The organism is Bacillus velezensis, from assembly GCF_001461825.1.
Taxonomy (GTDB): Bacteria; Bacillota; Bacilli; order Bacillales; family Bacillaceae; genus Bacillus; species Bacillus velezensis.
In genome coordinates this window covers 596,133-610,207 of sequence record NZ_LLZC01000020.1, presented here as the reverse complement: position 1 = coordinate 610,207, position 14,075 = coordinate 596,133, and the positions used below count along the sequence as shown (strand labels likewise).

The window sequence follows — 14,075 nt, the reverse complement described above, 5'->3', positions numbered from 1 at the left end:
CGCGGGTCCATCTGTAAGTGGTAGCCGAAGCCACCTTTTATGTCTGAACCATGCGGTTCAAACAACCATCCGGTATTAGCCCCGGTTTCCCGGAGTTATCCCAGTCTTACAGGCAGGTTACCCACGTGTTACTCACCCGTCCGCCGCTAACATCAGGGAGCAAGCTCCCATCTGTCCGCTCGACTTGCATGTATTAGGCACGCCGCCAGCGTTCGTCCTGAGCCAGGATCAAACTCTCCGATAAAGTGTTTGACTGACTACGCACATCGCTGTGCGATTTATTTAAAACTTTGAATTAACAGGTACGTTTTGTCTTGTTTAGTTTTCAAAGAACTTTGTTGCTCCTCTCGAAGCGACCTCTTAATCATAACATTTTCAGTTTGCTAGGTCAATACTTTTTTAAAAAATATTTTCGCTAGGCTTGCCTTTCTATTAAAAAGACAACAAAAAGAATTATATCAGCATCATCACTATGTGTCAAAGCTTTTTTTCATTTCTTTATATAGTAAAAGCGCAGCCTGTTACAGCTGCGCTTTTTCGTTTATACTTCTTCCGTTTCTTCAGTCTCTTCTTCATTCTTTTCCACAAGCGCCACAGTGGCTACATGCTCTTGATCAGACATGCGGATCAGACGGACGCCTTGTGTTACGCGTCCCGTAGTGGAGATATCATTAATATCCATTCTGATTAACACGCCGCTTGCCGTAATAATCATTAAGTCCTCTTCGCCTTTTGTTGCTTTCACGGTTACTAACGGACCGTTGCTGTCAGTGATTTTACATGTTTTAAGGCCTTTTCCGCCCCGGCTTTGAACTCTGTATTCTGAAGCCGGTGTGCGTTTGCCGTAGCCGTTTTCTGTCACTATGAGGACGTGGGAGTCTTCTTCAAGAATCTCCATGCCTACCACAACATCATCGTCTGTCAGCGTGATGCCTTTAACACCTGCAGCTGTTCGTCCCATTTGTCTTACATCTTCTTCAGGGAAACGGATCAGCAAACCGTTCTTCGTTCCGATGATGATTTGTTTCTTGCCGTCAGTCAGGCGGACGGCCATCAGTTCATCGTCTTCCCGGAGACCCAGGGCGATCAGCCCGTTATTCCGTATATTCGCAAACTGGGACAGTGCCGTACGTTTCGACACCCCTTGTTTGGTCGTAAAGAATAGGTATTGCTCCTCATCAAACGTGCTGACCGGAATAATAGCATTAATCCATTCGCCTTTTTCAACCTCCAGAAGGTTAATAATCGGAATGCCTTTTGCCGTACGGCCGTATTCAGGGATTTCATATCCTTTAGAACGGTATACTTTCCCTTTATTAGAGAAGAACAGGATCGTATCGTGCGTTGATGTGGAAATTAAGTGTTCCACAAAGTCATCTTCATTCGTTCCCATTCCCTGTACGCCTTTTCCGCCCCGTTTTTGGCTGCGGTATGTGGACGCCGGGAGACGTTTAACATAGCCGTTATGGGTCAGTGTGATGACGATATTTTCTCTCTCGATAAGATCTTCATCTTCAATTGTTTCAAGACCGGACGTCACGATTTCAGTGCGTCTCTCATCATTGAAACGCTCTTTGATTTCATTGAGCTCTTCACGGATGATCTCAAGAACTCTTTCTTCATTGGCTAAAATATCTTTCAGCTCGGCGATAAGCGCAACAAGTGATTGATATTCCTCTTCAATCTTTTCGCGCTCCAGACCGGTTAATCGCTGAAGGCGCATATCCAGAATGGCTTGCGCTTGTTTTTCAGTCAGTGAGAATTGTTCGATCAAACCCGTTCTCGCAATTTCAGCCGTCTGGGAACTGCGGATAAGAGAAATAACGGCATCTAAATGATCGAGAGCGATTCTTAAACCTTCCAGAATGTGAGCTCTCGCTTCCGCTTTGCGGAGTTCGTAAGCCGTTCTGCGCCGGATCACAACCTTTTGGTGATCAAGATAATGCTCCAGACATTGTTTCAGGCTCAGCACCTTCGGCTGTCCGTCAACGAGCGCCAGCAGGTTGATTCCGAAAGACGTCTGCAGGGCCGTTTGTTTGTACAGGTTATTCAAAATGACGTGAGCATTGGCGTCACGGCGGATCTCAATGACGATTCTCATTCCGTTACGGTCGGATTCGTCTCGCAGGTCGGTAATTCCTTCGATTTTTTTGTCCCGGACAAGATCTGCGATTTTTTCAATTAATCTCGCTTTGTTCACCTGATAAGGAAGTTCCGTAACAATAATTCTTTCTTTTCCTGATGATGTCTCTTCGATTTCAGCCTTAGCCCGGATTGTGATTGATCCCCGTCCGGATTCATATGCCTTGCGGATGCCGCTCCGGCCCAAAATCTGACCAGCAGTCGGAAAATCCGGGCCCGGGATGTATTCCATCAGCTCCTGGTTTGTAATCTCAGGATTCTCACTTACGGCAAGCACGCCTTCAATGACTTCTCCAAGCTGATGGGGAGGAATGTTTGTCGCCATTCCGACCGCAATACCGGCAGCCCCGTTTACGAGCAGATTCGGAAATCTCGAAGGCATGACGGCAGGCTCTCTTTCTGAACCGTCATAGTTATCTTGATAGTCAATCGTGTCTTTCGTAATGTCACGCAGAATTTCCATTGCGATTTTTGACATTCTCGCTTCTGTGTAACGCATCGCGGCCGCTGAGTCGCCGTCAACCGAACCGAAGTTGCCGTGTCCGTCAACAAGCATGTAGCGGTAGTTAAAATCCTGCGCCATTCTGACCATTGATTCGTAAACCGCTGAGTCACCGTGCGGGTGGTACTTACCGATAACTTCACCGACGATACGGGCAGATTTTTTATATGGTTTGTCACTGGTCATGCCTAAATCATTCATTGCGTACAAAATCCGTCTGTGAACCGGCTTCAGACCGTCACGCACATCCGGAAGCGCCCGGGATACGATAACGCTCATTGCATAGTCCAGAAAGGATGTCCGCATTTCCTGACTGATATTGACTTCACGTACTTGTGGTGTGTTTTGTTCACTCATTAAAAAAACCTCCCTGAAGTATCACATGAAATAATGTGGGAGTAGATTGTCCATTATGATCTTCAATACGATTTCACTATTCTCCATTATATCAATAAACTTGTGTTTATACACATTAATTTAGTAGAATATACGGGTTTTGCGGGTTTTCAGAGGCTTTAGAAGCCGCTTTGAGAAAAAAGCCTTATTTCTTAACGAAAATAAGGCTTTCTTGGTTAAATATCAAGATTTTTCACGTATCTGGCGTTTGCTTCTATGAAGTTTCTCCGCGGTTCTACTTTGTCACCCATCAGCATTTCAAAAGTCTCGTCAGCGTCCATTGCATCTTCAAGATTGACTTGCAGAAGCGTTCTGGTCGCAGGGTCCATTGTCGTTTCCCAAAGCTGAGTCGCGTTCATTTCTCCAAGACCTTTATAACGCTGGAGGCCGGGCTTAGGTGATTGCGGAAGCTCTTTTAACAGCTCATCAAGCTGCTTATCGTTATAAGCGTATTCCACCCGTTTTCCCTGCTGCACTTTATAAAGCGGCGGCTGGGCAATGTAGACATAGCCGTTTTCGATGATTTCCCGCATGTATCTGTAGAAGAACGTTAATAAAAGCGTTCTGATGTGGGCGCCGTCAACATCGGCATCCGTCATGATGACCACTTTATGATAACGCGCTTTTTCAAGATTAAAATCTTCGCCGATTCCTGTTCCGAGGGCCGTGATCATTGATCTGACCTCATTGTTTGAGAGAATCTTATCAAGTCTGGCTTTCTCAACGTTCAGAATCTTACCGCGCAGCGGCAGAATGGCTTGGAAATGACGGTCCCGTCCCTGTTTCGCTGATCCGCCCGCAGAGTCACCCTCTACGATATACAGCTCGGAAATGCTCGGATCTTTAGAAGAACAGTCCGCCAGTTTGCCCGGCAGATTGGAAATCTCAAGCGCACTTTTGCGCCGGGTCAATTCCCGCGCTTTTTTCGCTGCCATCCGCGCTCTTGCGGCCATTAAACCTTTTTCAACGATTTTGCGGGCTGAGTCCGGATTTTCAAGAAGGAATGTTTCCAGCGCAGAAGAAAACAGCGTGTCAGTGATCGTTCTCGCTTCAGAGTTGCCGAGCTTGGTTTTCGTCTGCCCTTCGAATTGCGGATCAGGGTGCTTAATTGAAATAATGGCAGTCAGCCCTTCTCTCACATCATCCCCGCTTAAATTCGGATCATTTTCTTTGAAAATCCCTTTTCTTCTTGCATAGTCGTTTATGACACGGGTCAGACCAGTTTTAAATCCGGCCTCGTGCGTCCCGCCTTCGTATGTGTTGATATTATTTGTGAAAGAATAAATATTGCTTGTATAGCTGTCGTTGTATTGCAATGCAACTTCAACCGTTATGCCGTCTTTCTCGCCTTCGATATAAATCGGCTCTTCATGAACGACTTCTTTGGAACGGTTTAAGTACTCAACATAGCTTTTGATTCCGCCTTCGTAGTGGTACTCGTTTTTCCGTTCTTGTCCTTCACGTTTGTCTTCAATCGTGATGTTTACGCCTTTTGTCAGGAAGGCCAATTCCCGGACACGGTTTGAAAGCAGATCATAGTCGTATACAGTTGTTTCTTTGAAGATTTCCGGATCCGGAACGAAGTGCGTAATCGTTCCGGTCTTATCAGTATCACCGATCACTTCAAGATCGGCCACAGGCACACCGCGCTCGTACGCCTGATAGTGGATTTTTCCGTCACGATGAACCGTAACGTCAAGAGTGGTCGACAAGGCGTTTACGACGGACGCCCCTACACCGTGAAGACCGCCGGATACTTTATATCCGCTTCCGTCAAATTTACCGCCGGCGTGGAGAACGGTCATGATGACTTCAACCGCAGGGCGGCCCATCTTCTCCTGGATACCGACCGGAATTCCGCGCCCGTTGTCCTTAACGGTAATGCTGTTATCTTTTTCAATCTCGATATTAATATCTGTACAATAACCGGCCAGGGCCTCGTCAATACTGTTGTCGACGATTTCCCACACCAAGTGGTGAAGGCCTTTGCTGTTAGTTGATCCGATGTACATCCCCGGTCTCTTTCGAACAGCTTCCAAACCTTCTAATACCTGTATCTGATTCTCATCATAACTATTTTGCTGCTGTTCCATAGCCATGCACATTCACCTACACTTTTCTTAAACGATATATTCATTGTAAAGATCCGCTAAGAATCTATTTCTAACATAAATTGCGCACGTTTCTTCAGTGTGCCGGAAGATAAGGGAGAGTAATATATATTCTCAGTCGTGACTACGATAGACTTTGGCGTGCCGTTTACGGACGGCACTACTTTTTCTTTCTGTCTGTCCAGAAATTCTTCAACAATCGGCGATACATTGACCTTGCAGTCAAAAATGCCGACGATATCGCGTGTTGAAACGACAAAGTCGTCACCTAAATGAATATACAATCGCTCACCTCATTTCTTCACTTCACTAACGTACCGTTTTCCACACGGAACATTCCTGCTTGATGTAAGGTATCGTGGTCAATGCCATCCACGCTTGTCGTGGTGACAAATGTCTGCACACGGCCTTGGATCGTATGAAGCAAATGGGACTGTCGGTAATCATCCAGCTCGCTTAGTACATCATCCAAAAGTAAAATGGGGTATTCTCCGATTTCTTCATGAATCAAATCTATTTCGGCCAGCTTCAAAGACAAAGCCGTCGTACGCTGCTGTCCCTGCGAACCGTACGTCTGCACATCGCGTCCGTTCACATAAAAAAGGACATCATCCCGATGCGGTCCGAATAATGTGACGCCTCGTTCTATTTCTTTTTCTTTTAATTTCGAAAAAGACTCCTGGTAGCTGTTACCTATTTTCGACAAATTTTTGGGATCTGATACATCAAGCGCCGTGTGATACTTAAGCGTCAGTTCTTCAAGTCCCCGGGAAATGCCGGAATGGATCGGCTGCGCCCATTTTTCAAGCTGCGCCGTAAACTGCAGACGTTTGGCGACAACTTTTGCGGCTGCTTCAATCAGCTGATCAGTGAGAACGTCAAGCATGGTCCGGTCAGTCTGTTTCCGGCTTTGCAGCTGTTTCAGAAAATGATTCCGCTGTGAAAGGATTTTTTGATAAAGAGATAAATCATACAGATAAACGGCAGAAACCTGCCCGATCTCCATATCGAGAAATCTCCTCCTCACCTGAGGGCTTCCTTTGACGAGATTTAAATCCTCAGGGGCAAACATAATGGTGTTCAGCGCTCCGACATACTGACTGAGTTTTTGCTGCTCTATATGATTGACCTTGCCCTTTTTACCTTTTTTGGAGATGACAAGCTGCATCGGGATGTCCCCGTTGCGCTTCATCACTCTTCCTTCTATTTTAGCATAGTCTTCGTCCCACCGTATAAGTTCTTTGTCATTTGAGGTGCGGTGTGATTTTGCCATCGAAAGGACATAGATGGCTTCCATCAGATTGGTTTTGCCTTGGGCATTTTCCCCGATGATCACATTCACCTTGTTTTCGAATTGAAGCTCAGCGCGCTCATAATTACGGTAGGATGTTAATTCTAAATTTTGGATATACAACCGCTGTCACCCGCTTTAATTGACGACTTGAAATGAACCAAATCCTTCAATCGCGACCACGTCTCCAACGTAAAGCTTTCTGCCGCGGCGATTGTCAGGTTCATTGTTGACAGTCACCTCATGCTCGCTCAGAAACCATTTCGCCATGCCGCCGGACTGAATTACATCGGCTAATTTTAAAAACTGGCCAAGCGTAATCATTTCTGTATCAATCGAAATCGGATTTGCCATAATATCGACCTCTTTCAAATATCACTAATATCTAATTGTACTAAAAAATCCTGAAATAAGGAAAGGGAAAACTTGAGGGAGCGGCTGATGAATAGAAAAGCTGCCGAACTAAGCCGGCAGCACATTCTGTTTGATTAATACGTTCTGACCGGAAGGATGAGCTGAACGATGGTTTCATCATTCGGCGTACGGATAAGAAACGGTCTCATCGCTCCCGTAAAGCTGATACGGATGTCCGCTCCTTCAAGTACTTTCAGTGCGTCCATCATATATTTTGGACTGAATGAAATATTTAATTCCTCGCCGTCAATCTGGTCAGCCAGCACAGCTTCGACCACTTTTCCGATTTCCGGAGAATTTGATGAAATTTCAAGCGAATCCGCCGGTTTGGCAGAAAGCTTTACAACGTTGTTGCGGCCTTCTCTCGCCAATAAAGAAGCACGGTCTATCGCCTGTAAAAATTCCTTCGTGTTCACGACGATTTCCGTTTTGCTTTCCTGCGGAATTAAGCTGGTCGTGTCCGGATAGTTTCCGTCAAGCAATCTTGAGAAGAACAATACGTTTTTCGCTTTGAACAGCACTTGGGTTTCTGTAATCACGATATCAACCAGTTCTTGGTTGTCATCAAGAATTTTGCTCAGCTCGGTTAAGCTTTTCCCGGGAATGACCACGTTATAAGAGCTGTCTTCCGGAATATCAAGCTTCGCCTTTCTTAAAGCGAGTCGGTGGCTATCCGTGGCAGTGCATAATAATTCACCGTTTTCGACTTTCCAGTTTACACCTGTCAAGATAGGGCGTGTTTCTGAGGCGGACACAGCGAACACGGTTTGGCGGATCAGGTTTTTCAAAAGATCCGTCGGAATCTGAATGGCGTGATGCTCTTCGATTTGCGGTAGATGCGGATATTCATCTGCATCAAGGCCGTTTAAATTAAATTCGGCTTTTCCGGAACGGATAATCGTTAAATATTGATTTTGAACTTCGATTTCAACAGTCGCCATCGGCAGTTTTTTAACGATTTCGCTGAAGAAACGCGCTTGCAGCACGATACTTCCCGGCTGATCGATCGTCACGATTTCTTTATCATCTTCTTCTTTCGGAATGAATGACTCGATTGAAATATCAGAGTCACTTCCTGTGAAAGATACTCCTTCATCTGAGGCGACGATCTTAATACCGGTGAGAATGGGAATTGTGGTTCTGGATGAAACGGCTTTTAGAACGTCTTGTACACTTTCGACTAAACGATCTTTTTGAATCGTAAATTTCATGTTTATCCTCCTAACGGATAATATAATTAATATATTTTAAAAATAGCAGTAGTAATAGTAGGGCCTGTGGATTTGTGGATAAGTTGTGAAAAAGACAGGAAACACAGCCTATCCACATGTGGACAGACTGTGTATGGCTATGAAAAAGTTATTCACACTTTCCCCGATTCATCCGAGGGCACTATTATTTAAGCAGTTCTTTTATTTCTTTCACCTGCTGCTGAAGCTGCTCGTCATCAATCAGCAGTTTTGAAATCTTTTCGTGGGCGTGAATGACGGTTGTATGGTCTCTGCCGCCAAATTCTTCCCCGATTTTAGGCAAAGAAGAATCCGTCATTTCTCTTGAAAGATACATCGCAATTTGTCTTGGGAACGCCACGGATTTCGTGCGCTTTTTCGCTTTGAAATCTTCAAGCTTAATGTTGAACTGCTGTCCGACGATCCGCTGAATCTCTTTTATCGTAATGACCTTCGGCTTTGAAGACGGAATAATATCTTTCAATGCTTCTGCAGCCAGGTCTGCGTTAATGTCTTTATTGATTAAGGATGAATAGGCGACAACCCGGATTAATGCCCCTTCCAGTTCGCGGATGTTGCTGTCAATCTGATTTGCGATGTAAAGCATGACCTCGTTCGGAATATCAAGGCCTTCCGCCTTCGCTTTCTTTCTCAGGATGGCAATCCGCGTTTCCAGATCCGGCGGTGTGATATCCGTAATCAATCCCCATTCGAACCGCGAACGCAGGCGGTCTTCAAGGGTCGGGATCTCTTTCGGCGGTCTGTCGCTGGAAATCACGATTTGTTTGCTTTCTTCATGAAGCGTGTTGAATGTATGGAAAAACTCTTCCTGTGTTTGTTCTTTTCCGGCTAAAAATTGAATATCATCTATCAAAAGTACATCAACGTTCCGGTAGCGGTTGCGGAAATCAACGGCTTTATTATCGCGGATTGAGTTGATGAATTCATTTGTGAATTTTTCAGAAGACAGGTACACCACTTTGGCTGAAGGATTATGATCAATGACATAATGGCCGATCGCGTGCATTAAGTGGGTTTTTCCTAAGCCGACTCCCCCGTATATAAATAAAGGGTTGTACGCTTTAGCGGGTGCTTCCGCCACAGCCAGTGATGCTGCATGGGCGAATCGGTTTCCCGATCCGATGACGAATGTGTCGAATGTATATTTCGGGTTGAGCATGCTTTGGGGAAAATCAGACGGTTCCTCTTTTGCCGCTTTTTTCACTTGCGGTTTCGGTAAAAAGTCTTCTTCGTCCTGATTTTGAGGAATGACAAATTTGACGCTCAATTCTTCCCCGGTTAATTCATATATGGTGTCTGCAATGAGATGTAAGTACCTGGACTCCAGCCAGTCTCTGGCAAATTCATTAGGAGCGGTGATGGTTAAGGTATCTCCTTGCAGCGAATGGGCTTTCGTCGACTTCATCCAAGTTTCGAAACTCGGTTTGCTTAGCTTTTTCTCAATTTGAGCTAGAGCTTGATTCCAAAGATCCAATATATTCTCCATTATCCGGCACAGCCCTCCTTTTCTTTAAAAATCAGCGCCCTTTCCCTGTTATAGAACACAAAAAAAGAGCATATGGCTCTGACCATTCGTACACACGAAATGTTGAAAACATATAGTATAGTAGAAAAATAGCTTTTCGACAAATTCCACAAGTTGTGGACAACAATCTACACAAGCTGTGTGAAAACAATCCACAACTTATCCACAAATTGTGGATAAGGAGAATGGACTGGATAAGTAATTAAGAGTTAAAACACAAATATAATATCAAATTAAGCGAGGACTTGCAATGGTTCTCGTAATCTTATCCACAAACCTGACAACTTGTTGAAAAATCTTTGTCCACAGGGGTTAGCAATGTGAAAATGTTGTCGATAACGATTGTGGATATTAAAAAAAGACCGAAAAATTATCCACATGTCGTTTTTTCGAGGGAGCGCGGTTTTTTTTTTTCGTTAAAAAAAGGAATATGAAAAATAAGGTTTCTAAACTGATTAAGGTATGTTATCCTATTATGGTTGTAAGAAATAAAAGCACTGCTGAAGTTGACAATGAATAGGCAGCACAAATATAATAAGTAAGACTGTCTTTAACAGCTATTCCTCGAGGGAGGTGTCATAAATGAAAAGAACATTCCAACCGAATAACCGTAAACGCAGTAAAGTTCATGGCTTCAGAAGCCGTATGAGTTCAAAAAACGGTCGTCTAGTATTAGCACGCCGTCGCCGCAAAGGCAGAAAAGTATTATCAGCTTAGGCCACTGAATAATGTCAGTGGTCTTTTTTCACATTAAGAGAGTGAGATGTCATGCGTCGCCCGGTACTGGAGAAATTTCTTCAGTATTCCGGCGGCCCGTTTTTTTTAGATAGAAATAAAAGTTTCTGCGAGTGAATATCGGAGTGAATTAAAGTGAAGAAGCGAAATCGGTTAAAGAAAAATGAAGATTTTCAAAAAGTGTTTAAACGCGGAACGTCTATGGCAAACCGCCAGTTCGTGCTGTATACGCTTGATCAGCCGAAACAGGAAGAGCTCCGGGTAGGGCTTTCTGTCAGTAAAAAAATCGGCAATGCCGTCGTGCGCAATCGGGTGAAGCGGTTAATAAGGCAGGCTGTTCAGGAGGAAAAAGAGCTGCTCAAGCCGAAAGATTTTATTATTATCGCAAGAAAACCCGCCGGCGACCTCAGTTTTGAAGAAACGAAAAAGAGTCTGCAGCACTTATTCAGAAAAACCTCATTATATAAGAAATCTTCGTCAAAATAGCTCATATTTTGTTTTCTTCACGTTTTTAAAAGCGCTTCCTTTTATTTGGCGAAAAATGAACGCCATTTGAAACTGAAAGATGCTAAAATACATACAAGGTTTATAAAGATTGGTATAGGAGGAAACGTTCTTGAAAAGGAGAATATGGTTACTACTGAGTATGGTCGGTATGCTCGTGCTGCTGGCCGGGTGCTCGAGTGTGAAAGAGCCGATTACGGCGAATAGTCCGCATTTCTGGGACAAATATGTTGTGTATCCATTGTCAGAAGTCATTACGTACGTAGCGAAACTGACGGGCGATAACTATGGTTTATCGATCATCATCGTTACGATTTTAATTCGTCTGCTGATTCTGCCGCTGATGATCAAGCAGCTTCGAAGCTCAAAAGCGATGCAGGCGCTGCAGCCTGAAATGCAGAAGCTCAGAGAAAAATACAGCTCTAAAGATCAAAAAACGCAGCAGAAGCTTCAGCAGGAAACGATGGCCCTGTTTTCAAAGCACGGGGTAAACCCGCTGGCGGGATGTTTCCCGATCCTGATTCAAATGCCGATTTTGATCGGATTCTACCACGCCATTATGCGTACGCAAGCCATTTCACAGCACAGCTTTTTATGGTTTGACCTAGGAGAGAAGGATCCTTACTATATTCTTCCTATCGTTGCCGGTGTGGCCACTTTTGTCCAGCAGAAGCTGATGATGGCCGGAAATCCGACTCAGAATCCTCAAATGGCAATGATGGTATGGATTATGCCGATTATGATCATCGTATTTGCGATCAACTTCCCGAGCGCGCTTTCTCTGTATTGGGTAGTCGGAAACCTGTTTATGATTGCTCAGACATTCCTTATTAAAGGACCTGACATTAAACACGATCCGGAAACGCAGAAAGCGGGAGGAAAGAAAAAGTGAAGAAGGTGACTGCTGCGGGACGGAATGTCGAAGAAGCAGTTCAATCAGGCCTTCAGGAACTTCAACTGACGAAAGATCAAGTAGAAATAACGGTGGTGCAAGAAGAATATAAAGGGTTTTTGGGTATTTTCGGAAAAAAGAATGCGATCGTAGAACTGGAAGAGAAAAGAAATCCTGTTCAGGAAGCGAAAGCGTATTTGGAAGAAATCATCCATTCCATTGCCGGGCCTTCTGAGATTGTGACGGAAGAAAACAAGAAAACAGTCTGTTTTCACATTAAAGGTGAAAAAGCGGCGCTGCTTATTGGCAAAAGAGGACAAACACTCAATGCCCTGGAAACATTGACGCAGCTTGTTTTGAACCGCGGCTCCGGCCAGTATCGCCAAGCCGTTGTCGACGCTGAGAATTACCGGCGGAAAAGAAGAGAAATTCTGGATCAGCTGGCAAACAGGCTGGCCAAGCAAGTGTCGAAAACGAAAAAAGATGTGCATTTAGAACCGATGCCGTCAGGTGAAAGAAAAATCATCCATGACGCGCTGTCAAAGCATCCAAATATCAAAACGTTTTCTACCGGTGAAGGCCGGTACCGCCATCTCGTTATTTCCCATAAAGATAGCAGAAAACCGAAGTCCGGGTAAAATCGGAACTTCGGTTTTTTTATTGGTAAAAATGGCTCTATTCCTAAGCAGAATCGCATTTTTAGCGTTTAAGTTTTTTCTTTTTCGGTCTATGCTGTTGATAAAAAAGGTTTTAGGAAATAAAATTAATTGTTATTCACATGTGGATAAGTTAAAGTAATAAGGGATGAATTTCTGCCTTTGTGGATAACGTATCTTCCACTTCAAACCAAACTATGTTATCTTTTAATTTTGGCGTAAATAAAATTTTTTATATAGATGGAAACAGAGATAAAGAGAGGTGAACAGCATGGATACAATTGCAGCGATTTCAACTCCGATGGGTGAAGGCGCGATCGCGATCGTTCGGCTGAGCGGCCCGGAAGCCGTAAAGATCGCCGACAAAATGTACAAGGGTCCGAAAGGCAAAACGCTCAGTTCGGCAGAATCGCATACCATTCATTACGGGCATATCGCGGACAGCACGACGGGACGGATTATTGAGGAAGTCATGGTGTCTGTTTTAAGAGCGCCCAGAACATTCACAAGGGAAGATGTCATTGAAATCAACTGTCACGGGGGTATTGTGACGGTTAATCAGGTGCTCCAGCTTGCTTTAAGAGAAGGTGCGAGACTGGCAGAACCCGGTGAGTTTACGAAGCGCGCATTTTTAAACGGACGGATTGACCTATCACAGGCGGAAGCGGTGATGGATCTGATCAGGGCCAAAACGGACCGTGCCATGAATGTCGCCATGAACCAGATGGAAGGACGGCTTTCCGCGCTTGTCCGCCGTCTGCGTGATGAGCTGTTAGAAACACTTGCCCATGTTGAGGTTAATATAGATTATCCGGAATATGATGACGTCGAAGAAATGACGCATCAGCTTTTAGTGGAGAAGGCAAGCGGCGTGAAGAAAGAAATCGAGGCGCTGCTCCGTACGTCTGAGCAGGGGAAAATTTTGCGTGAGGGACTGTCTACCGTGATCATCGGCCGTCCGAACGTCGGAAAATCCTCTCTGCTTAACAGCCTTGTCCATGAAACGAAGGCGATCGTAACCGATATTCCGGGAACGACGCGTGATGTGATTGAGGAATATGTCAACGTGCGAGGCGTGCCGCTTCGGCTTGTCGATACCGCCGGAATCCGTGAGACAGAAGATATCGTCGAAAGAATCGGTGTGGAACGGTCACGGCAGGTTCTGAAGGAAGCGGATCTCATTTTGCTTGTGCTTAACCACAGCGAAGAGCTTTCTGAAGAAGATGTGAAATTGTTTGAAGCGGTTGAGGGAATGGACGTCATTGTCATTATGAATAAGACGGACCTTGAGGCTAAGATTGACGCTGAGCGCGTCAAGGAACTGGCGAAAGGCCGGCCTGTCGTCACGACCTCATTGCTGAAAGAAGAAGGCATTCAAGATTTAGAGGAAGCGATTCAGTCGCTATTTTATACAGGAGCGATCGAAAGCGGAGATCTCACCTATGTCAGCAACACCCGTCATATCTCGATTCTGCATCAGGCAAAGCAAGCGATTGATGATGCGCTGAACGGAATTGAACAGGATGTTCCGATTGATATGGTCCAAATTGATTTGACAAGGTGCTGGGAGCTGCTGGGCGAAATCATCGGTGATGCCGTCCACGAAAGCTTAATTGATCAGCTCTTTTCACAATTTTGTTTAGGTAAATAAAAGGGA

Annotated in this window: 12 protein-coding genes and 1 rRNA gene; 5 read left to right on the top strand and 8 right to left on the bottom strand. The window is 44.8% G+C overall.

The window, feature by feature from the left end; translation table 11 throughout:
• From AR442_RS18080 to dnaA, 8 genes are all read right to left on the bottom strand, one after another.
• Positions 1–244, bottom strand: a 16S ribosomal RNA gene (locus AR442_RS18080); the annotation flags it as partial.
• Positions 245–541: 297 nt separating this feature from the next.
• Positions 542–3,001, bottom strand: a complete 2,460-nt coding sequence (gyrA, locus tag AR442_RS18075; protein ID WP_053285269.1) for a DNA gyrase subunit A — start codon at positions 2,999–3,001, stop codon at positions 542–544.
• 215 nt (positions 3,002–3,216) lie between these two features.
• Positions 3,217–5,133, bottom strand: coding sequence for a DNA topoisomerase (ATP-hydrolyzing) subunit B (gene gyrB, locus AR442_RS18070; RefSeq protein ID WP_014720600.1), 1,917 nt, complete (start codon positions 5,131–5,133; stop codon positions 3,217–3,219).
• Positions 5,134–5,189: 56 nt separating this feature from the next.
• Positions 5,190–5,435 (bottom strand): extracellular matrix regulator RemB, encoded by a 246-nt coding sequence (gene remB / locus AR442_RS18065; RefSeq protein ID WP_004392908.1) that lies wholly within the window; start codon positions 5,433–5,435, stop codon positions 5,190–5,192.
• Between the two features lie 17 nt (positions 5,436–5,452).
• Entirely contained in the window at positions 5,453–6,565 is a 1,113-nt protein-coding gene (recF, locus tag AR442_RS18060) for a DNA replication/repair protein RecF (RefSeq protein ID WP_053285270.1), read from the bottom strand.
• A gap of 15 nt (positions 6,566–6,580) precedes the next feature.
• Positions 6,581–6,796 (bottom strand): ribosome maturation protein RlbA, encoded by a 216-nt coding sequence (rlbA, locus tag AR442_RS18055; RefSeq protein WP_004392910.1) that lies wholly within the window; start codon positions 6,794–6,796, stop codon positions 6,581–6,583.
• 134 nt (positions 6,797–6,930) lie between these two features.
• Positions 6,931–8,067, bottom strand: a complete 1,137-nt coding sequence (dnaN, locus tag AR442_RS18050; RefSeq protein ID WP_014416704.1) for a DNA polymerase III subunit beta — start codon at positions 8,065–8,067, stop codon at positions 6,931–6,933.
• Positions 8,068–8,251: 184 nt separating this feature from the next.
• Positions 8,252–9,592, bottom strand: a complete 1,341-nt coding sequence (gene dnaA, locus AR442_RS18045) for a chromosomal replication initiator protein DnaA (RefSeq protein ID WP_004392913.1) — start codon at positions 9,590–9,592, stop codon at positions 8,252–8,254.
• 621 nt (positions 9,593–10,213) lie between these two features.
• On the opposite strand from dnaA, the gene rpmH reads away from it, so the two are divergent.
• The 5 genes from rpmH to mnmE all read left to right on the top strand — a co-directional run bounded on the left by rpmH (position 10,214) and on the right by mnmE (position 14,069).
• Positions 10,214–10,348, top strand: a complete 135-nt coding sequence (gene rpmH / locus AR442_RS20175; protein ID WP_003178075.1) for a 50S ribosomal protein L34 — start codon at positions 10,214–10,216, stop codon at positions 10,346–10,348.
• 153 nt (positions 10,349–10,501) lie between these two features.
• Complete coding sequence (gene rnpA, locus AR442_RS18040; RefSeq protein WP_004392944.1) at positions 10,502–10,852, top strand: ribonuclease P protein component; 351 nt, start codon at positions 10,502–10,504, stop codon at positions 10,850–10,852.
• A 160-nt stretch (positions 10,853–11,012) separates the two neighbouring features.
• Positions 11,013–11,762: a YidC family membrane integrase SpoIIIJ gene (gene spoIIIJ / locus AR442_RS18035; protein ID WP_007409906.1), complete on the top strand. Its 750-nt coding sequence runs from the start codon at positions 11,013–11,015 to the stop codon at positions 11,760–11,762.
• Complete coding sequence (gene jag, locus AR442_RS18030) at positions 11,759–12,400, top strand: RNA-binding cell elongation regulator Jag/EloR (protein ID WP_017418434.1); 642 nt, start codon at positions 11,759–11,761, stop codon at positions 12,398–12,400. Before spoIIIJ ends, jag begins: the two co-directional genes overlap by 4 nt.
• A gap of 289 nt (positions 12,401–12,689) precedes the next feature.
• On the top strand, positions 12,690–14,069 hold the full coding sequence (gene mnmE / locus AR442_RS18025; protein WP_007409903.1) for a tRNA uridine-5-carboxymethylaminomethyl(34) synthesis GTPase MnmE: 1,380 nt from the start codon (positions 12,690–12,692) through the stop codon (positions 14,067–14,069).
• Positions 14,070–14,075 lie beyond the last annotated feature (6 nt).

Excerpts from the sequence above, each read along its gene's own strand:
- gyrA (WP_053285269.1), bottom strand. The coding sequence starts at position 3,001 with ATGAGTGAACAAAACACACCACAAGTACGTGAAGTCAATATCAGTCAG.
- gyrB (WP_014720600.1), bottom strand. The coding sequence starts at position 5,133 with ATGGAACAGCAGCAAAATAGTTATGATGAGAATCAGATACAGGTATTA.
- rlbA (WP_004392910.1), bottom strand. The coding sequence starts at position 6,796 with ATGGCAAATCCGATTTCGATTGATACAGAAATGATTACGCTTGGCCAG.
- dnaN (WP_014416704.1), bottom strand. The coding sequence starts at position 8,067 with ATGAAATTTACGATTCAAAAAGATCGTTTAGTCGAAAGTGTACAAGAC.
- dnaA (WP_004392913.1), bottom strand. The coding sequence starts at position 9,592 with ATGGAGAATATATTGGATCTTTGGAATCAAGCTCTAGCTCAAATTGAG.
- rpmH (WP_003178075.1), top strand. The coding sequence starts at position 10,214 with ATGAAAAGAACATTCCAACCGAATAACCGTAAACGCAGTAAAGTTCAT.
- spoIIIJ (WP_007409906.1), top strand. The coding sequence starts at position 11,013 with ATGGTCGGTATGCTCGTGCTGCTGGCCGGGTGCTCGAGTGTGAAAGAG.
- mnmE (WP_007409903.1), top strand. The coding sequence starts at position 12,690 with ATGGATACAATTGCAGCGATTTCAACTCCGATGGGTGAAGGCGCGATC.